The 18,365-nt window shown below is 44.2% G+C and carries 37 protein-coding genes; all 37 read left to right on the top strand.

Annotation, left to right across the window (positions count from 1 at the left end; all coding sequences use genetic code 11):
* The first annotated feature begins 6 nt into the window (after window positions 1-6).
* Window positions 7-333 (top strand): hypothetical protein, encoded by a 327-nt coding sequence (locus tag LCF57_RS12260; RefSeq protein ID WP_226000934.1) that lies wholly within the window; start codon window positions 7-9, stop codon window positions 331-333.
* Between the two features lie 12 nt (window positions 334-345).
* Window positions 346-732, top strand: coding sequence for a hypothetical protein (locus LCF57_RS12255; protein ID WP_226000933.1), 387 nt, complete (start codon window positions 346-348; stop codon window positions 730-732).
* 46 nt (window positions 733-778) lie between these two features.
* Complete coding sequence (locus tag LCF57_RS12250; protein ID WP_226000932.1) at window positions 779-1,585, top strand: DnaD domain-containing protein; 807 nt, start codon at window positions 779-781, stop codon at window positions 1,583-1,585.
* Window positions 1,494-2,273: an ATP-binding protein gene (locus tag LCF57_RS12245; protein ID WP_226000983.1), complete on the top strand. Its 780-nt coding sequence runs from the start codon at window positions 1,494-1,496 to the stop codon at window positions 2,271-2,273. Before LCF57_RS12250 ends, LCF57_RS12245 begins: the two co-directional genes overlap by 92 nt.
* 121 nt (window positions 2,274-2,394) lie before the next feature.
* Window positions 2,395-2,829: a BC1872 family protein gene (locus tag LCF57_RS12240; RefSeq protein ID WP_226000931.1), complete on the top strand. Its 435-nt coding sequence runs from the start codon at window positions 2,395-2,397 to the stop codon at window positions 2,827-2,829.
* Entirely contained in the window at window positions 2,826-3,146 is a 321-nt protein-coding gene (locus tag LCF57_RS12235) for a hypothetical protein (protein ID WP_226000930.1), read from the top strand. Before LCF57_RS12240 ends, LCF57_RS12235 begins: the two co-directional genes overlap by 4 nt.
* A gap of 261 nt (window positions 3,147-3,407) precedes the next feature.
* Window positions 3,408-3,719, top strand: coding sequence for a hypothetical protein (locus tag LCF57_RS12230; RefSeq protein WP_226000929.1), 312 nt, complete (start codon window positions 3,408-3,410; stop codon window positions 3,717-3,719).
* The gene (locus LCF57_RS12225) at window positions 3,712-4,083 is read left to right on the top strand and encodes an ead/Ea22-like family protein (protein ID WP_226000928.1); all 372 of its coding nucleotides are present in this window, start codon (window positions 3,712-3,714) and stop codon (window positions 4,081-4,083) included. Before LCF57_RS12230 ends, LCF57_RS12225 begins: the two co-directional genes overlap by 8 nt.
* Before the next feature lie 102 nt (window positions 4,084-4,185).
* Window positions 4,186-4,347, top strand: a complete 162-nt coding sequence (locus LCF57_RS12220) for a hypothetical protein (protein WP_226000927.1) — start codon at window positions 4,186-4,188, stop codon at window positions 4,345-4,347.
* Window positions 4,331-4,555, top strand: a complete 225-nt coding sequence (locus LCF57_RS12215) for a hypothetical protein (RefSeq protein ID WP_064795283.1) — start codon at window positions 4,331-4,333, stop codon at window positions 4,553-4,555. The genes LCF57_RS12220 and LCF57_RS12215 overlap by 17 nt, the downstream gene beginning before the upstream one ends.
* Before the next feature lie 10 nt (window positions 4,556-4,565).
* Window positions 4,566-5,093: a hypothetical protein gene (locus tag LCF57_RS12210; RefSeq protein WP_226000926.1), complete on the top strand. Its 528-nt coding sequence runs from the start codon at window positions 4,566-4,568 to the stop codon at window positions 5,091-5,093.
* Window positions 5,090-5,359, top strand: coding sequence for a hypothetical protein (locus LCF57_RS12205; protein WP_226000925.1), 270 nt, complete (start codon window positions 5,090-5,092; stop codon window positions 5,357-5,359). The genes LCF57_RS12210 and LCF57_RS12205 overlap by 4 nt, the downstream gene beginning before the upstream one ends.
* A gap of 133 nt (window positions 5,360-5,492) precedes the next feature.
* A complete protein-coding gene (locus LCF57_RS12200) occupies window positions 5,493-5,753 on the top strand; it encodes a hypothetical protein (RefSeq protein ID WP_226000924.1) in 261 nt (86 codons plus the stop codon).
* Window positions 5,754-5,771: 18 nt separating this feature from the next.
* Window positions 5,772-6,110, top strand: coding sequence for a hypothetical protein (locus LCF57_RS12195; protein WP_226000923.1), 339 nt, complete (start codon window positions 5,772-5,774; stop codon window positions 6,108-6,110).
* Between the two features lie 84 nt (window positions 6,111-6,194).
* Window positions 6,195-6,872: a hypothetical protein gene (locus tag LCF57_RS12190; protein WP_226000922.1), complete on the top strand. Its 678-nt coding sequence runs from the start codon at window positions 6,195-6,197 to the stop codon at window positions 6,870-6,872.
* A 110-nt stretch (window positions 6,873-6,982) separates the two neighbouring features.
* A complete protein-coding gene (locus LCF57_RS12185; RefSeq protein ID WP_226000921.1) occupies window positions 6,983-7,387 on the top strand; it encodes a hypothetical protein in 405 nt (134 codons plus the stop codon).
* Window positions 7,380-7,529: a hypothetical protein gene (locus LCF57_RS12180; RefSeq protein WP_226000920.1), complete on the top strand. Its 150-nt coding sequence runs from the start codon at window positions 7,380-7,382 to the stop codon at window positions 7,527-7,529. The genes LCF57_RS12185 and LCF57_RS12180 overlap by 8 nt, the downstream gene beginning before the upstream one ends.
* Window positions 7,522-7,827 (top strand): hypothetical protein, encoded by a 306-nt coding sequence (locus LCF57_RS12175; RefSeq protein ID WP_226000919.1) that lies wholly within the window; start codon window positions 7,522-7,524, stop codon window positions 7,825-7,827. The genes LCF57_RS12180 and LCF57_RS12175 overlap by 8 nt, the downstream gene beginning before the upstream one ends.
* A 72-nt stretch (window positions 7,828-7,899) precedes the next feature.
* Complete coding sequence (locus LCF57_RS27570) at window positions 7,900-8,025, top strand: hypothetical protein (RefSeq protein WP_264083594.1); 126 nt, start codon at window positions 7,900-7,902, stop codon at window positions 8,023-8,025.
* A gap of 48 nt (window positions 8,026-8,073) precedes the next feature.
* Complete coding sequence (locus tag LCF57_RS12170) at window positions 8,074-8,391, top strand: hypothetical protein (RefSeq protein WP_226000918.1); 318 nt, start codon at window positions 8,074-8,076, stop codon at window positions 8,389-8,391.
* The gene (locus LCF57_RS12165) at window positions 8,388-8,717 is read left to right on the top strand and encodes a hypothetical protein (protein WP_226000917.1); all 330 of its coding nucleotides are present in this window, start codon (window positions 8,388-8,390) and stop codon (window positions 8,715-8,717) included. The genes LCF57_RS12170 and LCF57_RS12165 overlap by 4 nt, the downstream gene beginning before the upstream one ends.
* Window positions 8,714-8,998 (top strand): hypothetical protein, encoded by a 285-nt coding sequence (locus LCF57_RS12160; protein WP_226000916.1) that lies wholly within the window; start codon window positions 8,714-8,716, stop codon window positions 8,996-8,998. The genes LCF57_RS12165 and LCF57_RS12160 overlap by 4 nt, the downstream gene beginning before the upstream one ends.
* A complete protein-coding gene (locus LCF57_RS27565; protein ID WP_264083593.1) occupies window positions 8,995-9,120 on the top strand; it encodes a hypothetical protein in 126 nt (41 codons plus the stop codon). Before LCF57_RS12160 ends, LCF57_RS27565 begins: the two co-directional genes overlap by 4 nt.
* Entirely contained in the window at window positions 9,110-9,322 is a 213-nt protein-coding gene (locus LCF57_RS12155; protein WP_226000915.1) for a hypothetical protein, read from the top strand. The genes LCF57_RS27565 and LCF57_RS12155 overlap by 11 nt, the downstream gene beginning before the upstream one ends.
* Window positions 9,323-9,333: 11 nt before the next feature.
* Window positions 9,334-9,804, top strand: coding sequence for an ArpU family phage packaging/lysis transcriptional regulator (locus LCF57_RS12150; RefSeq protein WP_226000914.1), 471 nt, complete (start codon window positions 9,334-9,336; stop codon window positions 9,802-9,804).
* Window positions 9,805-9,978: 174 nt separating this feature from the next.
* A complete protein-coding gene (locus tag LCF57_RS12145; RefSeq protein WP_226000913.1) occupies window positions 9,979-10,197 on the top strand; it encodes a hypothetical protein in 219 nt (72 codons plus the stop codon).
* A 174-nt stretch (window positions 10,198-10,371) separates the two neighbouring features.
* Window positions 10,372-10,827, top strand: coding sequence for an AP2 domain-containing protein (locus LCF57_RS12140; protein ID WP_226000912.1), 456 nt, complete (start codon window positions 10,372-10,374; stop codon window positions 10,825-10,827).
* A 409-nt stretch (window positions 10,828-11,236) separates the two neighbouring features.
* Window positions 11,237-11,488 (top strand): hypothetical protein, encoded by a 252-nt coding sequence (locus LCF57_RS12135; protein WP_226000911.1) that lies wholly within the window; start codon window positions 11,237-11,239, stop codon window positions 11,486-11,488.
* 77 nt (window positions 11,489-11,565) lie between these two features.
* Entirely contained in the window at window positions 11,566-11,793 is a 228-nt protein-coding gene (locus LCF57_RS12130) for a hypothetical protein (protein WP_226000910.1), read from the top strand.
* Window positions 11,794-11,998: 205 nt separating this feature from the next.
* Window positions 11,999-12,178, top strand: a complete 180-nt coding sequence (locus LCF57_RS12125) for a hypothetical protein (protein WP_226000909.1) — start codon at window positions 11,999-12,001, stop codon at window positions 12,176-12,178.
* Between the two features lie 4 nt (window positions 12,179-12,182).
* Complete coding sequence (locus LCF57_RS12120) at window positions 12,183-12,368, top strand: hypothetical protein (RefSeq protein ID WP_226000908.1); 186 nt, start codon at window positions 12,183-12,185, stop codon at window positions 12,366-12,368.
* 79 nt (window positions 12,369-12,447) lie between these two features.
* Complete coding sequence (locus LCF57_RS12115; protein ID WP_226000907.1) at window positions 12,448-12,768, top strand: hypothetical protein; 321 nt, start codon at window positions 12,448-12,450, stop codon at window positions 12,766-12,768.
* A gap of 15 nt (window positions 12,769-12,783) precedes the next feature.
* A complete protein-coding gene (locus tag LCF57_RS12110; protein WP_226000906.1) occupies window positions 12,784-12,975 on the top strand; it encodes a hypothetical protein in 192 nt (63 codons plus the stop codon).
* A gap of 46 nt (window positions 12,976-13,021) precedes the next feature.
* Entirely contained in the window at window positions 13,022-13,813 is a 792-nt protein-coding gene (gene terS / locus LCF57_RS12105; RefSeq protein WP_226000905.1) for a phage terminase small subunit, read from the top strand.
* Complete coding sequence (locus LCF57_RS12100) at window positions 13,810-15,045, top strand: PBSX family phage terminase large subunit (RefSeq protein WP_226000904.1); 1,236 nt, start codon at window positions 13,810-13,812, stop codon at window positions 15,043-15,045. The genes terS and LCF57_RS12100 overlap by 4 nt, the downstream gene beginning before the upstream one ends.
* 15 nt (window positions 15,046-15,060) lie before the next feature.
* Window positions 15,061-16,533, top strand: a complete 1,473-nt coding sequence (locus tag LCF57_RS12095; RefSeq protein ID WP_226000903.1) for a phage portal protein — start codon at window positions 15,061-15,063, stop codon at window positions 16,531-16,533.
* Window positions 16,530-18,224 (top strand): minor capsid protein, encoded by a 1,695-nt coding sequence (locus tag LCF57_RS12090; protein ID WP_226000902.1) that lies wholly within the window; start codon window positions 16,530-16,532, stop codon window positions 18,222-18,224. Before LCF57_RS12095 ends, LCF57_RS12090 begins: the two co-directional genes overlap by 4 nt.
* Window positions 18,225-18,365 lie beyond the last annotated feature (141 nt).

Genomic DNA, 18,365 nt, shown 5'->3' with positions numbered 1-18,365 from the left:
GGATAAATGGAAATAACGAATGTAAGCCAAGAGTTATACGCCGCTTCAAAACGGCTTGGTAAGTCAGCGGATGCTCTATTCGGTTTGGGGCGTGATAAGGCAGAGACAGAGCGTGTATATCGCGCTGAACTGGCTAAGGAAATGTTTAAGCTACGGCAGGAGAAAATCCCAGCCACACTTATACCGGATATGGCGAAGGGTAATGTTTCGGATTTGTTGTTTAATCGGGATCTGGCAGAAACGAAGTTTCAATCTGGCATTAAAGCGGCGGACGCCATAAAAGTGCAGGTGTCAGCTCTCCAGACTATCTTAAAATACCAGTCTGATATATAGGAGGGGATCAGAGTGCATGATTTCTTGCCTTATTCAAAGGCCCAACAAACTCAGTCTAAGCGTGTGAAGCTTACACAGCGAGAAAAAGGAGATATAAGCACAAAGGTAGATAAGCAGCTTAAAGCGCGGTCACACGGCTTGTGTGAGCTTTGTGACAACGCCTTGGCTACTGAACGAGCTCACTTGATCGGACGTAAGCACATTAACCATAAAACGAGAGTAACGGACTTATTACATCTTTGTACAGAATGCCATGACTGGCTAGATGAAACGCCGGAAGGAATACGGGCGCGGAAATGCATGGCTATGCTTGTTCACAACATTTCCGAGAAATTCCCGGAAATTCCCGGAACTTCTGAGAAACACACGGAACCGAAGGGAAGCGTTAGAGATGGCTGAAAAGCGAATGATTTCAAAAGTGATATCAATATCAGAAAAAGTAAACATGTTGCCTGAACTTTTCGACATGCTGTTGTTTACATGGATGATTCCACATACAGACGATTTCGGTCGTCTGGCGGGATCGCCTGCGAAAGTGAAAGCTTTAGTAGTGCCGATGTTGGATAAGACACTGGCTGAAATTGCTGATTCTCTAAGGAGATTAGACAAAAACGGGCTGATTGTTTGGTATGAAACGGAAGGCGAAAAGGTCGTTCAGGTGATCAATTTTGAAAAACATCAACAGGGTTTACACAAACGAACGAAGTCTAAATTCCCGGACATTCCGGGAAATTCCGGGAACTTCCCAAAAATTCCTCCTGAAGGGAAGGGAACTGAAGAGAATAGAACTGAAGAGAATAGAACTGAAGAGAATAGAACTGAAGAGAATAGAACTGAAGAGAATAGAACTGAAGAGAAGGGAAGGGAACAGATTTCGCCTGATGGCGACAGCAACCTTAATCCTTATCGTTATTATGAAAATGGTTTTGGGATTATGAGTCCAGTTGTTCGAGACAACATAGACGACTTATCAAAAGAATACGGTGATCGTTGGCTTTGTGAAGCCATGAAAATAGCAATTTTAAGAGGCAAACGAAATATGGCTTATGTCCATGGAATTTTAAAAAGCTGGCATTCTGACGGAATAGACGAGCCTTGGAAGGAGGAACAAACGAATGAAAAGTCTGAAGGATCAACTAAAGGGTCTCAGTCCCGAAGAAATGGCGGCAGAACTGCTGAAGCGGCTGAGAGCGAGTTCGCCTTCCTCGACCGACAAAACCGAACCGGAGCCACCGAAGAACCACCGATGTGAAAAATGCCGGGATGAAGAAGGTTTTCTGATCCGTGTTAAAACCGGAGACGGACCATTTGATTACCGGGATGACTGGCGAGATTGTGAGTGCAAAAAGGAAAGGGTGGCAGAGCGAATGATGAAGTCAAGCAGGATCACGCCAGAGTTTCAAAAGAAAACCTTTGGCAACTTTGTACAGGAGGGCAGACCGCATACGGTTGTGGAAGCCTACAACGCGGCGTACAACTGCGTTAGAGATTTGGATGACCAAGGAATACCTAATAGCAGTATAGCGCTCCTAGGGCGCCCCGGATGCGGCAAAACGCATCTGCTTATGGCAGTGTCAAACAATCTATTAGCCAAAGGAATACAGGTGCTATATTTCCCTTTTGTTGAGGGTTTTAACGAGATTAAAGCCAACTTGGACACATTGGAGCAACGCATACACCAAATGCAACAGGCGGATGTGCTTTATATAGATGATTTATTCAAGGGCCGGGAGAAGGCAACAGACTTTGTAATTGAGCAAATGTTCGCCATCATCAATTATCGCTACCTCGAACGGAAACCAATCCTTATTAGCTCTGAAAAAACAATAGCTGGCTTATGCGAGATTGACGAGGGCATAGGTAGCCGTATTAACGAGATGTGCCGCAACTATAAAGTGGTGCTTCAAGGCGGCATAGAGTTAAACTACCGTCTCCAGTAAGACTCCAATAAGAAGGGAAGAAGATAGACATGAAAATTTGGGTATGTGAGAAATGCAATTGGGAAGGTAAACGACCGGCGACAATGGGTGTGCCGGGGTTGAAAGTTAAAGTGTGTCAGAAATGCTTAAGCAACAAAATCCATCAAGAAGACCGGAAGGCGGTAAAACAGCCATGACCAGAGATGAAGTAATAGCTAAATGGAATAGTATGCAACCGAGGGAACGGGATGCTTGGGTAGGGGAAACAGTCCTGAACATGAAGCCCGAATACAATGAAAATCTAAATTGGCATGGATGGACTACTGGAGAGCGACGATGGTCGTCAAGCATTCCTAATTTCACAAAGGACATTTCCGCAGCATGGGAATTGCTGAAGAAATTCAAAACATACCAAATCACATACTCCGAATCAGGATTTTCACATTCAGGAATGAAATACAGAGTTATTGTCGGTAGAAATCAGGATGTGGCTTATTCGGATATAGAAACAGAAGCCATCTGTTTAGCAGCTCTAATAGCTGCCCAAGGAGAGGGGATAGAGGGGATAGAGGAATGAAAGAGGACGAAAAAAGGTTTCTGTTGGACGTGTATAAGCGATGCGCCAATGAATTTATCCATTATCCTCAACGCACTGAACAAAATCAAGCGAGACGCACCACACCAAGAGTGCTAATCAATGAATCTGATTTTTATATGCATCATAAAAGAGCGTGGTACCTATTAGAGAAATGGTCAGACAAGAACTGGTATGAATGGGGCACCACCATGGATTTGGGTTGGCTCACGGTAGAAGGCGAAAGAGCAGCAAAGGAACTACTAAGGCCGCAGGCCACCGAGACGACCGAACAGCCTAGCGAAGCGGCAGCCGAATAAAATCACAGCCCCTAAAGGGCAAGGAGAGGAATAAGGGATATGAGAGTATGGCATTCATCATCCAGTGAAAGCAAGCCGTGTCTTGTGTGTGGCAAAAAGACCGCTCATTACAAAATCTATGAGCAATCAAATATTTGTGTACGGGTACCCCTTTGTGACAGCATGGACCGTCCTAATTGTTATTCAGAGTTTGACATAAAGAGAATGGCGGCACGGTTTTTGACAGATGTAAAGAAAACAGTTCGGGTGGAGGTCTAAACCATGGATAAGAAGAGATATGACAATAAGCATTGGAAATACATTGATAAACATATGCATGGTGTGACACCAATTTCCCGAAAAACCAAAAAGGCTTTAAAAAAGCATATGGTTGAAATTATAGAGGAATATGAGCAAACAGAGGACTTTAGACTTTCTGAATTGCCTGACTGCCCATATTGTGACGGTGGTACGTGTAGAGAACATGAATTTGACAGTGGATATACTTGCCCTGATTGCGAAGGCACAGGTAAAACAGGCTGGATATACCAAGACGGAAAACGTGTACCGGGAAAGGAGGTTAACCATGGATAAGAAGATACAAGAGATACGAGAAGCGCTGGAAGCAGCTACACCGGGTGACTGGCAAGAAGAAGGAATGGAGATTTGGAAGCGAGGCAAGGAATACCAATGCGGAGATAGACATGTGCATATCTGTGATGTTGTTAATGACGACAATCGTAAATTTATAGCAAATGCACCTTCATACGTCGATTACCTCCTACAACAGATAGAGATAAAGAACAAGGCGCTGAAATGGTATGCCGCAATTGAAAATTACAAGATCGGCAATTTCACGGTTGATCAAAACGGAGAGCTAGATGAATGGGAATCAAGAGTCCAACAGGATGCAGGTGAAAAGGCACGTACAGCACTAAAAGGAGAGGATACCCCATGAATCCAATAGACGACTATGACCTCATAGATTTGGATTTTGAAGAGTTTATGCGGCGGGGCAGGGAAACGTATGGAATTGCTGAAAAGGAGACTGAAAACGAACGTGAGACCGTTTGAAAGCATGACCGGATCGGAACTGGTCATTGCAGCTTATGACGAAACTAAAGATTATGATTATCGAATACTCGCACAAGAAGAAATCTACCGGAGGGCAGGTATAACGGATGGCAACGGACTACACAAACCGGATGGACGCAATTTTTGAGACTTGGGAATATCACCTGTATGAAAAGCTTGCTGGTGCTGACCGGATTGTTGCGCTTATTCAAAGCGAGGGTTCAATGTTTGGTATTCCGCCAGAAGCACGGACGGATTATATAAAGCGTAAGTTAGTAGATATGATAGATCAAATTGCGGAAAAACGTGAAGCTAGTGACTTGGGCAAACCAGGACGTAAAAAGAAAATAGGATAGGGGAATGAATATGACCAGATACGTAGGAATTGACCCGAGTACCAAAACTGGGGTATGCATTTTGGATGCAGATGGTAATGTACTTGATGCGTTGGAGATAACGGCAGACGGAAAAGATCCAGAGCGGATGTATGATATCATCACCGATGTTTGCGAAAACGTAGATTATGGCGATGTGGTAGTTATAGAGGGTTTTGGCTTTGCTTCACAATCCGGCTTCTTACTCGGTGGGATCGGTTGGGGAATCAGACTGAATTTATACGAACGCAACATTAAATATCGGGAAGCTGCTCCTTCAGCGCTTAAAAAATTCGCTTCAGGCAAGGGAAACACAAAGAAGGATGAATTGGCAGTAGAAATATTTAAACGGTGGGGTTTCCAACACGGTTCAGATAACGTCCGAGACGCGTTTGTTTTGGCTAAGATAGCTCGTTCATTGCAAATGAATACCAACACAGCCAAGTTTCAAGATGAAGTCATACAGGCTATTTTAAACCCGGCTCCCAAAAAGGGGAAAGGCAAGGTGAAGACTGGATGAACGAGGCAGAGAAACGGCGTGCTTTCCAAAAGATAAAGTCCCTTTCAACAAAAAACTTCTATCGCTTCATGGATGCCACAAATTCAGATGCTTACGACATGGCTATCAAGCACGTTACCGAGGCTATGAGTTGTGACCCAAAGATAAGCAAGCCGACTATCAACCGGGTGCTTGCAAAGGCGGAAGAGATACGGACATTATGGGACGGGATTAAGACGTACACAGTAGATGAGGTGTACAAATTTGACGGTGGGAAAAGCGGTTAATTCATATAACAACGAAATAGGGTGGATATATGAAAAGAAAAACCAAGTATGAACAGGAGAAAAAATGGATTCGTATTGCTGAGAAAAACGGTATCAAGAAAGAATATTTTATCCAACGAATAGAGCAATACGGATGGAGCAAAAAAGACGCATCCACGTTGCCAATAGGGACGGTAAGAAAGAAAAAAGCATAGCCCCCAAGGGCAGAGAGGACATAAAACAAATGTCAGGATTGAGCGACAAAGCATTGCAAATTTGCAAGGAAAACCACAAGAAAAATTGTGGTGGATGCCCTATCCGAACGGAATGTGTATATCCTATCGGACCAGGAACAGAAGCATTGGAAAGATGGACAGAAAAGGTTAATGCTGCGGCGGAAAATATAGCCCCATAGGGCAGAGAGGACATAACAATGGATAAAGCAATTTTAACCAAAGCGCAGGCGGAGGCAATTGATTCAATTCTAGCTGCAACCCATTGGACAGCAGAGTCGTTTGTCCGCAGACATGCAGAAAACTCGCACCAATGGGTTGCACCTTATGATGTGCTCAACAGAGTACCTTTGGATTTCATTATTCGTGCGCTTTATATCGGCTACGAAGTTGAACAAACGGTGGAAGAAAAACTGCTGGAAATATATAGGGAAGGACTACCATATCGAGCTGAACCTGATGTGAAATCAGCTTTTCGTGAGGGTATGAAAAAGGCGTGTGAAACAGCCGGAATTAAGGTCAAGTGGGCCAGAAATTAGCCCCATAGGGGACAAGAAGGAGGGGCAACCCTCCATAAGGGGGAGAGACACAATGCATCCCCTATACCAAAGGAGAGATAAGAAATGGATATGAACTTAATCATTAATAACCAATTGGCAGCGTTAAACGAAGAAGGCTACGTAGAAAAAATCATTAGGAAGCAACTAGAAGAAACTATTAAGGATGTTGTCGAAGATTCCTTGCGTAGTTGGAGTGACTTCGGAAAAGGGTTGAAAGAAACGGTAAAAGGGCAACTGCAAATCAATCTCGATAAGTTGGACATCCCTTCGTACAACCAAGTTATTCTGAACGTTATTAAAGCTGAGATAGAGCGTTCGATTCATGAAGAAGGCGCAGCGAGAATACAAGAGCAGTTACAAGAGTTGCTAGGAACAGGGAAGAATGAATATAGATTGTCAGAATTAGTAAAAGAAATGGTAGAGGATGAACTTAAACTTGAAGAACTGTCTTATGAAGAGGTTGAGCAAATTACGGTTATTGTAGAGGAAAAATACGGAACCAAGTACGTATATATGGACCCGAAAGAAGATGTTGAGTGGTACCAATGCAAATACATGATATCGCTTGAAAAAGATATGACCGTATCAAGAGCCGAGGTTTCAGATAAGAAATTCGATAACCGTGTGATTATGGGTGGAATGTACGGATTGGATGCGACTTTGTTCAAGATGTGGACTCAAAAAGCAACACTGGTCATAGATGATTACGAAACGGAGTTTGGAAACCCTGAATTTGAATGAGGCATAACAGCCTCTTACCCTATACCTCAGTGGTTAGTGCAAGAATTGCACATACCACTTGATTAGCCTCTTACCCTATACCCCTATATACCTTATAAGGAGCGATAAACATGAAAGTTAAAATTACTGACCCAAAACATCCGTGCTTTGGACAAGAGCTTGAAGGCGGTATTATCTACTTTGATTATTACCACAGAGGAGGAAGACCCGATCTGTACCAAGTCAAAACGCCAGAGGGTAAGCTTTACAGATTGCTTACGGATCAAATCGACGAAGAGCATTATGAGGCTCAAGAGGTGGCACGGGAAATAGAACGTATTGGCGCCAAAGTTGGTGACACCGTTTTGATTACTCGTTTGGGAAGCGGAGGAAGCAAAGCCGGCTTTGATTTTTCTGTACCGCATGTAATTACCAAAATTGATGGATCAGGACACGTTGAATTTGATGATAGGGCGGCATGCGGCTTTCGTCCAGATGTACAAGTCGTTTCCCAAGGAGGCGGTAAAGGTGAGTGAAAGGACACATGTACTAACTGGGAATATAGAGAAATGCAGCGCCTGTAACGGTAGAGGATACACGGAATCGGAGAATCATCCTGATTGCCCAAGATGCAGCGGTGCGGGTTATGTAGAAAGGGATGGTGGTCAGGATGAGTGAACGGATTAGAGAAATTAAAGAACGATTCGTATTCAACTTAAACATAGCAGAAGCAATAGGAGCGATGGGCGCTGAATACGAAGACATTCAATACCTATTGAATTTAATAGACTCACTCCAGCAGCAGGTAAATGGCTTGAATGAGGAAAGCCTAGCTAACTTCCAAACGGCTGCTGAGAGAGGTAAACAGTTGGCAGAGAGGGACCGGACAATAGCCCTGCTCACCAAGCGACTGGAAGCAGCAGAAATATATCTAGATGCCTCAGTAAATGGCATTGATGAAGCATTAGGGGAGTAACCACCAATACAATACGCTCCTGCACTCTGACGGAGCGTTGGAAGGATGATAGATATGATACCAAATTATTATATGATGTGGCACGATCTGCGCGAGGAAATTAACCGCCTTGAAGCAGAGGGGATTGAGGGCAACAATCTGGATTTAGGAGACTTGCAGCGGATCATGGACGAACTTGAATTGGACCATCGGGATTAAACCAATACAGGGTGTAGGTCCTGCACCCACTAAGGGAGGATCAATGGTATGCCGGAAGTATTTAAAATGCCAAAGTATCCATGTGCATTCTGTAAAAAAAGAGAGTCTACCCAGCTATGCGATTTCGTCATTGGGTACAGTTGGACCAGCATGAAAGATGAAAGAGGTCGCATGATCGGAGGGCAGCACCAGACTTGTAACAACGGAATGTGCAAGGAATGCGCCACGAATTACGCGGGATTTGAATTTTGCCCTTCTTGTGTGCAGTTGTACAAATTGATTCAGGAAAAGCACGACCGTAGGCCAAATAAATTTCTTGCTGATGTTGTTTTCGGTAAATATGAACCCGAGGAGGAACAACAATGACAGATAAACCACGCTTAATAGATGCAGATAAGCTGGAAAGATTTCTTGAGGAAGAAATAGGCGGTCTGGCGGCAAAGAGGATTGAAATAACCATAGCAGCAGGCTTGTTTGATCCAGATCCACCACAGCAGCCAGATATAAAGCTTTGGTCAAAGGTAAAGCATAAACATCATCCAAGTTGGGGGATCGGTATTTTTCAAGAGTTTTCAAAAAAGAAAGACAAGGCACTTATACTCTGGCCTGATCGAAAAGGAATGTTTGGAGATAGAGTGATTGGCTATTGCCAAGTAGAAAAACTCCAAAAGGTAGAAGGTGAAGAGGTATGACAGGGGAAAAACGTGATCTGCAGAAGGATTTAGAAATTGTAACCTCTCTGGTCAATGTCAATTACGAACCAGAAAATTTCATCATGAATGAAGTTCTACCGCATGCACTAAAAAGAGCGATAGCCGCTGAATCCCTTATACAACAAAAGGATGCAGAGATAGCCAGACTTACTAAGATCATAAATGATGCCACTGATGAAAATGAACGCTTGTTGAGTGGAGAAGGAACGGAGGAATACGAATCCGCTCTGACTGAACTGCTCAAGGAGGACACCCCATGATAAGAGCCTACACATCTATATTAGCTGCTGTACTGTTGTTTATAGGTGTAGTAAGTATAGATCGGTATTTCCTTATAGAAACAGTGCCGCCAAGCGAGGTGAGGATTAAATATGGCAGATAACAACGAAATAGTGAAAGCTAAAAGCTTTTGGGTCTGGACGAAAAAGGCAGAGATTAAGAACCCAGCGCATTCACGGGAAGGCGATCCAGTCCATGAAAGATATCTCTATGAGGCTCCTAAGTTTATGTTGGATGATGGATTGATACAGGACTCGGCAGATTCGCCGCGTGAAGGGCAGACAACAATATTTGATTTCATCTAGGAGGCGGTTATATGGAAACGAGAGATAAGGCGAAAAATGAAGTGTTTCAAATCGCTTTCCCAGGCATGGAAATTGACGAGGACGCAACATTTTTACGAGTTGAAGGCGCATTGGAAAGGGCGGCAATATATAAACGGTTGGGATTTGTACGCAGGGAAATAAAAAATACTGCAACATATGAATATCAACCTTCGCAAAGAACAAATGTAATCAGCAAAGCAGTAGAGGCGGCGGCAATTGCTAATGTAGATGTGCCGGACAGACTAAAAAAACACTATGATCAAGTTAAAAAGGCAATCGACAATCTCAGAAACATCCATCAAGAGATCATAAAGGCGCGTTATTTGGAATCTGATGATGTCTATGATGCAAACGTATGGATTGAGCTTAACCTATCTGAGCGGACATACTACAGGCTTAAACGGGAAGCGTTGTCCGAGTTGGCTTATGCATTACGGTTAGAGGTTAAAAAAGAGGTGTAAAAATTGTATGCTCTACTGGCCCAAGTTGGTTGGTAGGGCATATTTTACATTATGTTCCCTTATTGTTCGGTTGTATAACACAACCATTCGTGATATATTTAAATCACAGCAAGGGACAATACATACACACCAACAAGCCGGATATACCGGATGAGGATGAAAGGATAGATTCTAATGAAAACATGGACCCGCGAAGGTTATACAGTTGTAGAGGTTGCTTTTGATCATGACTTGCATCAGTTTGAAGTAGTACAAGACGGAGAAACACTCTTCACCATCACGCCTCCCGATCTGGAAAACCAAGCGCAGATCATCGCTGATCTCGACGCTGGAGAAGACGTGAACGGTTGGGAAGACGGAACGGGCGATACAATCTACGTCGAAAAAAAGTAACAGCGCCCCTTGAATATGTTGGAGCTGCGTGGGTAGCCAAAAGAAGAGGCACCACGCAGCAGAATATCACAAAGTCTGGTCTTAGAGCATTGGAGCCTGGTTACAGAGGCACCATGATCAGGCCGGATGCTTTATTTGAGGGGCGTCCGCTGTGGCTTAAAAGTAGGTTTGAACATGCCGAAAAGGATTGATTTAACTGATCAGGTTTTTGACGACCTGACAGTGGTGAAATTGAGCGACAAGAAACTCAAAAACGGAACTCGGTTATGGGAATGCTTGTGTAGCTGTGGAAATAAGACATATGTACCTGGTATAGCCTTGAGAGCCGGGCATTACAAAAGCTGCGGGTGCAAACGTGTCGAAAAACGAGACAGAGGAATTGCCAACCACATACAAACGGATACTGTTGACGGTACACGAAAATCGGCTCTTAAAGCTAAATTACACAAGGACAATAAGAGCGGCGTAAAAGGTGTACGGTACAATGAGCAACGAAAGAAATGGACTGCACACATTGGTTTTAAAGGTAAGCAAATCAACCTAGGTTATTACGATAAAAAAGAAGATGCCGTAGCTGCCCGGAAGCACGGTGAGGAATTGTATCACAAGCCGATCATAGGAAATAAATAGTGGCAGGAATTTGGCAGGAGAATGGCAGGGTATTAGGATTTATCCATGTTAATATGTAAATGTGATGTGGTGGCGGGATAGACGCAAGGCCGCGATACACGCCTCGCCCACATCGAAACTAACTACAACTAATTTGAAACAGCCGTAAAGAGGGTAATAACACCCCATCAATAAGGGCGGCAGACTGTTCCGCACGTAATGCGGACTATGTATCCTGTAAGCCCTGGTAATCTGACACGGCCGTTCAGGTTATCAGGCAAGGCTATAATTCGTTAGGGAACCATACCGCAAGTATAAGGGAGCGGCAGTGGCAAGCGCATGACGGAGGGTTAGGGCGCAACTAATATAAGCAAGCATGAGGGCATCGGTATACGGTGTCCTTTTTGCTATGTACAGGAGGAAACAAACGATGGTACAGAATTACGCGTATCTCGATCAGTACGGTATCTTACATCTGCATAATCAACAAGAGGCGGCGAAACATGGTAAGCATGTAGCCACTGAGCTGCAAGCAGATGAGAGTGGCTACCCGATCGTAGAGGGTAACGGTGTAGTTTATTACACAGACGAGGATGCAGCATACATCAAGGGCAACCGTAAAGACGGACAACGTATCAGTACGCCGGCTGTAATTAAGCAACTGGTAGGTAAGCTCAAGTAACACCTTTTTCCCGGCTTAGTCCGGGGATATGACACATACAGGATTATAGCGGTTCGATTCCGCTGTGTGTCTTATATATGATAAGATTGATCAAAACGAGTCGGGGTGGTGTGGAAATGAGTGGCACGTTGGATCACCAAAAGAAAGAAGAAATTAGGAAGCTATTCAATGAACTGATTGGCAAGTACGAAGGAGCTGAATCGGCGGTAATAGGTGAATACTCAGGTACCATTGATGAAGACAACAAAGAACTTGAAGATGACATAGCGCAAATGCGGAGTAGACTTGAAAAGCTGCTCGAATAGTCGCCAATAGGCGGCTTTTTTATTTGCTGAAAGGGTGAATACGATGATAACGCAGGAATCTATAGACAGGTTGCCATGGTATCACAAAGTATGGGCGTACGGAGTTGTACTCACTTACCTAACGATTGCTTATTTGTTTTATTGGACCATCGTAAAGCTATATTGCCTATCATGTTGATGAGGCGAAAGACAAGGAGGTAAACCCATGAAACTCTATACAGACGGAACCATAGAGGGTACACCACAGGAGATAGCAGAGTATAAAGGTTTGAACACACGTTCTATAACCATAAAGACAGCTGATATCAAATGTGACGCTAAGAATATTATTGATGGAATGGCGGCAGAATTATCAAAAAGGTTGGGGATACAGTATGGGTCATAACTATATGATTGTAGTTCTACCAGAAACGATTATTCAGATATTGTTAATTGTAATGATTATTGCCGTCATTTCACTCACTGCATGGCAATGGAAGAACGAACGGCGCAGGAAGAAGGCTATAGAAGGCTTGGAAGCTGTCGTGACCAAGTACGAGCAGGCATATGATCGAATGTTTAATGAGGAGAAATAGACCCGTAATATACATCTGAAAATGCTGAGAGGTGACAGCTAAGTAGGATACACGGGTCTATTTGTCGTGGGGAGGTAAAATGAACGGGCTCATAGATGCAGAAAGCCAAGAGATACACGAAATCGAAATAAAAGTGCATTTTGTGGATGGGGACACGTTTAGTCAACATCTACCCTTTGAATACACAGAAGCTGTACAAGACTTTCTGGATTGGTTCCGAAAGCCGGGGAGGCAGAAAGTATTTACCTTTTTCACTCCTGCTACAAGAGATATACACGCATTACATCACTCTAAGATCATGGCAGTGGATGTGAGTGGATACATTGAACCGGATGGACGGGAATCAAGATGGTATGAACGCCTTATAGATCGTTTTAGGCTATGGAGAATGACCAGATAAGGGGAGGCGTTAGGATTGCCAAACGAGTATCAGGAATGGTTGAAGAAACTCAGTAGAGAAGGCGGCTCCATTACGGCAGATCCAGATATGGGTTTGGTGAGTATGGAGATCGGCGGGGAAACGGTAACCTTTGCTATGAAAGAATCTATGACTGGCGATAACGTTGTAAAGATCATCGACGGCAAACCTCCTGATTCTCCACAATAGCGCAAAACCAACTCAAATAACCAGCCGGGGGTGGTGAAATGTAGTCATGGATTGGTCAGCAATCAGAGAAGAATATGAAACAACAGATATCTCCTTAACGGACCTAGCTGATAAACATAATATCAAATACCCGACCATCAAGAGTCGGAAGCAGCGCCAAAGCTGGAGCAAGGATGCATCCTTATCTGTTAAAGATGCGTCCAATGGCGATAAAGATGCATCCCAAAAGAGGCGCGGACCGCCCAAGGGGAATCGGAATGCGGCGGGGCACGGTGCTCCCAAAGGTAACAAGAATGCAGTGGGCAACAAAGGTGGTGCTGGTGGTCCTTATGGGAACGATAAGGCTGTGACGCATGGATTCTTTCGCAAGTTCCTACCAGCTGATACCGCAGAAATAATGGAAATGATCGAAGAACGGTCCCCTTTGGATATGATATGGGATCAAATCACTCTCCAATACGCGGCAATCCTCAGGGCGCAACAAGTTATGTACGTTACTGATAAGGATGAAATGATTAAGGAACTGAAAAAAGAGAAGTTCGAGGTTATGGACACTTCAACTAAAGAAGAGACTTCCTTTCAACCAGTTGTTACAGAACAGGAATTTGAATTTCAGTTTGCTTGGGATAGACAGGCAACATTCCTTAATGCTCAAAGCCGCGCTATGACCACGCTACAAGGACTCATTAAACGGTATGAGGAAATGTGTCGCCTTGGTTACGCCGACGAGGAACAGCAGCTACGCATCAAGAAGCTCAAGGGCGAAGTTGAGAAGATGGACGGATCAGAAAAGAAAGAGCCTATCCATATTATCGTTGATTATGGTGATGGGTCATGAGTGCCGTAACTGTCTCGTTCAACCCAAATTTCAAGGATATGAACCTCACTCGGAAACGCTATAGAGTCTTCAAGGGATCTGCTGGTTCTGGTAAATCGGTGAATGTGGCTCAAGATTACGTTATCAAGCTTTCAGATTCACGTTATAAGGGCGCCAATCTTCTTTGTATCCGCAAGGTCAATGATACTAACCGAAACAGCACATACGCTGAACTACAGGCTGCAATCAATCGCATTTATGGCGACCAAGTGGATGATTATTGGGACATGCCTCAATCGCGCTTGAGTATAAAACATAAATCTACTGGCAATGAAGTAATTTTCCGTGGTGTTAACGATGCCAGGGACCGGGAAAAACTTAAATCAATCAACTTTGCGCATGGTAAGCTGACTTGGATATGGGTCGAGGAAGCAACTGAGCTCCAAGAATCAGACATTGATATACTTGATGACCGGCTTCGGGGGATATTGGATAACCCAAATCTCTATTATCAGATGACGTTCACATTTAACCCAGTGTCCGCCACTCACTGGATCAAGGGAAAATACTTTGACACTGAGCACGAGGATATCATAACGAACCATAGCACGTACCTGATGAACCGTTTCATTGATGATGCTTACCATCGCCGTATGATGCTCCGTAAAGAGCGGGATCCAGACGGATATAAAATATATGGGCTTGGTGAATGGGGCGAATTAGGGGGAACAATCTTATCTAACTATACAGTGCATGATTTTGATACATCGTTTGCCATGTTCGATAGTATGACATTCGGGCAAGACTTCGGTTTCAATCATGCGAACGCGATTCTCACTGTCGGATTCAAAGATGGTGAGATTTTTATTTGCAACGAAATATATGTACATGAGAAAGATACGGGCGAAATCATAGCCTTAGCTGACGGGAAGTTGGATAAGCGGATACCAATGTATTGCGATTCTGCCGAGCCTGACCGCATCAAGACATGGCGTAATGCTGGGTACAAGGCTAGTGCCGTGTTCAAGGAACCAGGTAGCGTAAACGCTCAAATTGACTGGCTCAAGAAACATAAGATACACATCCATCCAAGCTGCTCGAACACGATTAAGGAAATGCAACAGTGGAAGTGGAAGCATGATCCTAAGACAAACACCTATACGGATGAACCAGTCAACTTTTTTGATGATGCAATGGCTGCTCTTCGTTATGCCGTAGAGGGGATGCGTAGAGGCCCTACATTTGAGTTTTAGAGGAAGGAGGACACTATGACATTAGCAGAAGAAATAATGTACAACCTTGATAAGAATGCTCCTATGACCAATAGGGAGATAGCTCAGCAAGAGGTTAACGACTTCAAACGGTCCAAACGTTATGAATGGATGCTGACCGGGGAAGCTTACTACCGTAATCAGACAGAGATTCTTAAACACAAGCGGTATATCATTGGAGAGGGCGGCGCGCAGATCGAGGTTAAAAATCTAGCTAACAACAAATTGGTCCATGGATTCGTTCGTAAGCTGGTTGACCAAAAGACTGGTTATTTATTATCTAAGCCTATCAGCATGCAAACAGATGGCCCGGACGAATACAAAGAACAACTAGATAGTTTCTTTGGCAAACCATTCTTGCGACAACTCAAGAATCTTGGGAAAAACGCTATTAATAAAGGTATCGGCTGGCTGCAAGTCTACTATTCCGAATTAGGCGAGTTGAGCTTTAAGGTGATCCCGTCAGAACAGTGTGTGCCGCTGTGGAAAGATGGTGCCCATACAGAGCTAGACAAGATGATCCGGTTCTACCCGATGGAAGTCTATGAGGCCAAGACGAAAAAGACTGTTCATATTGTAGAACTATGGGGTACTGATGGTGTGATGAAGTGGGTACAGGATACAACAATTAGCCCCGATCTTATGCTTTACGAGGAATTAAAAGAGCACTTCACGGCGCAAACGAAGAACGGTCAGGAGAAATTGAACTGGGAGCGCGTGCCCTTCGTCCCATTTAAGTATAACGATGAGGAAATGCCGCTGGTTGAGATCCTAAAAACACTGGTGGACGATTACGACAAACGCATGAGCGAGAACGCCAATAACCTCGAAGACCTGCCAAACAGTATCTACGTTATTAAGAATTATGACGGCACAGATGTAGGAGAAATGCGCCGGAATCTGTCACAGTTACGCGTGATTAAGGTAAGGGACCCAGGCGGTGTAGATACGCTCAGCCTTGATATTGATACAGAAGCATTCAGTAATCATATGGAAATGCTTCGTAAGAGCATTTATGAGTTTGGTCGTGGGGTTGATACACAGTCAGACAAGTTTGGTAACAGCCCATCCGGTATTGCTCTACGCTTCTTGTATGGTGACCTAGATATGGATGCGAACATCATCGAGACTGAGTTTCAAGCCAGTCTTGAGCAATTGCTATGGTTTGTGAATCAGCATCTAGCTAATACGACGAACAAGGATTACTCCAAATTTGATGTGGAGTTCATTTTTAACCGGGACATTCTTATTAATGAAACGGAAGCCGTGACAAATGCTAAGGACAGCGTAGGTGTCATATCGGACGAAACCATTGTTGCTAACCATCCATTTGTGACTAACGTCCAGGATGAGTTGGAAAGGATCAAGAAGGAAAGAACGGAATCAGCGTCTATTCCAACAGACCAATCATATGGCGGTACCGGTGGCACTCCGCCTGAACCAGCACCGAAACAGGATGAACAGTCATGAGGTCCGAGGAATACTGGTCAGGTCGTATGGATGCCCTCAATGAGGCGCAGCTAGGCAAGGGTGATGCTTACGTTCGCAAAATGGAGATTGAGTACGCCAAGGCTAACGCATCCATCCAAAAGGATATTGACGTGTTCTACCAGCGGTTTGCGAAAAATAACGAGATAAGCCTAGCGGAAGCACGGCAAGTGCTGAAAGCTGGCGAGCTCAAAGAGTTTAAGTGGACTGTTGAGGATTACATTAAGGCAGGCCGTGAGAACGCGGTCGATCAGCGGTGGATGAAAGAGCTTGAGAATGCGTCCATAAGAGTGCGTATGACTCGTTTAGAGGCTTTGCAAATGCAGATGCGCCAACATGTCGAAGTCCTAACCGGAAAGCGTCAGGCAGGCGCTAAAGAGCTTATGGGCGACATATATAAGAATGGGTACTATCACTCTGTGTTTGAGCTACACAAAGGCACAGGGTTAGGCGCTACATTTTCCAAGCTGGACAAACGCCAGATAGAGGCAGTCTTATCGAAACCTTGGGCGGCGGATGGATCTAATTTTAGCGCTCGTATCTGGAAGGATCGGGACAAGCTGGTACACGAGCTCCAGACTGTATTGACTCAAGGCATGATACGCGGCGATACACCGGACAAGATGATTAATGCACTGTCTGACCGAATGGGTGTATCCCGATCAGCTGCAGCCAGGATCATTCAAACTGAATCAGCCTACTTTGCTGGCCAGTCTCGTATGGATGCCTATAAGGAGCTGGGCGTAGAGCAATACAAGTTTACGGCTACCCTGGACAAACGCACATCCTCAATTTGCCGTCACATGGATGGAGAGGTATTTGGGGTGTCTGAAGCTGAGGTAGGGGTGAACTACCCACCATTGCATGCTTATTGCCGTTCTACCACGATTCCACATTATGAGGAAAATGTACAAGAGCGAGTTGCGAGGGACGAAGACGGTAAGAATCAGGCTGTTCCCGGGGATATGACTTATTCCGAATGGGAAAAGGAGTATGTTAAGCCGAACACGCCGAATGAATCCACAGAAAACAACACGCCTGATCCAGAGGTTGAAGAACCTGGAGGCAACTTTAATCGGAAGTACAATCCTAAAGCTTCTTACCATGTTGATCTGCCAAACGTATCTGAACCGGTATTGGAAAAGTTGGCTGAGGTTAACCGTAGTCTTGCCCGAGAAGGTCACAAAGCTGGCAAAGAAATCATGGTCATTATGGATCAGACAGGCAAGAAAATCGGCAGAGCTGATGGCATCATAAATAAAGTTACATTCACGCCTGAGATACACGATTCGCTTATTAAAGCACCGCCAAATAGCGTGATCCTGACTCACAATCATCCGAGAGGAACAAGGGTTAACGTTAAGGATATACGCAACATGGCGATTTATCCGGCCATAGTTAGTTTACTTGCAGTTGGGCATGATGGCGGAGTAAGTGGAGTATCATCTAATGGTAAATCATCCGATTTGCTTGTGTTTAATAATGTGCTGGAATCCACTGCTATGACTGCTCTTGAGCAGTTACAAAGCAGCGAGAACTATGCTACAATGTCAGAAACAGCCAAGAATGAATATATGGATTATCTGTGGTTGCGACTAATCATTAAAGAATTGGGGTGGACGTATCATGAAGACTTCCAAGCAGCCAAAGCGGACTATCGGTTTAATCGATGATACGCCGCTGAAGCTAGATTTTACTAAAACGCCTAAAGAAATAGCTGCTGACATGCTAAGGCAAGTCAAAGAGCCGTTTGAAAAACAAAATAGTAAGGATTAAAGCCTGATTGCACATTTAGATGCAGCAGGCTTTTTATT

Origin of the sequence: Paenibacillus sp. BJ-4, from assembly GCF_020404765.1 — a bacterium.
Lineage (GTDB): Bacteria > Bacillota > Bacilli > Paenibacillales > Paenibacillaceae > Paenibacillus.
The sequence above is the reverse complement of the archived record's forward strand: the minus strand, read 5'-3'. Positions and strand labels throughout refer to the sequence as shown.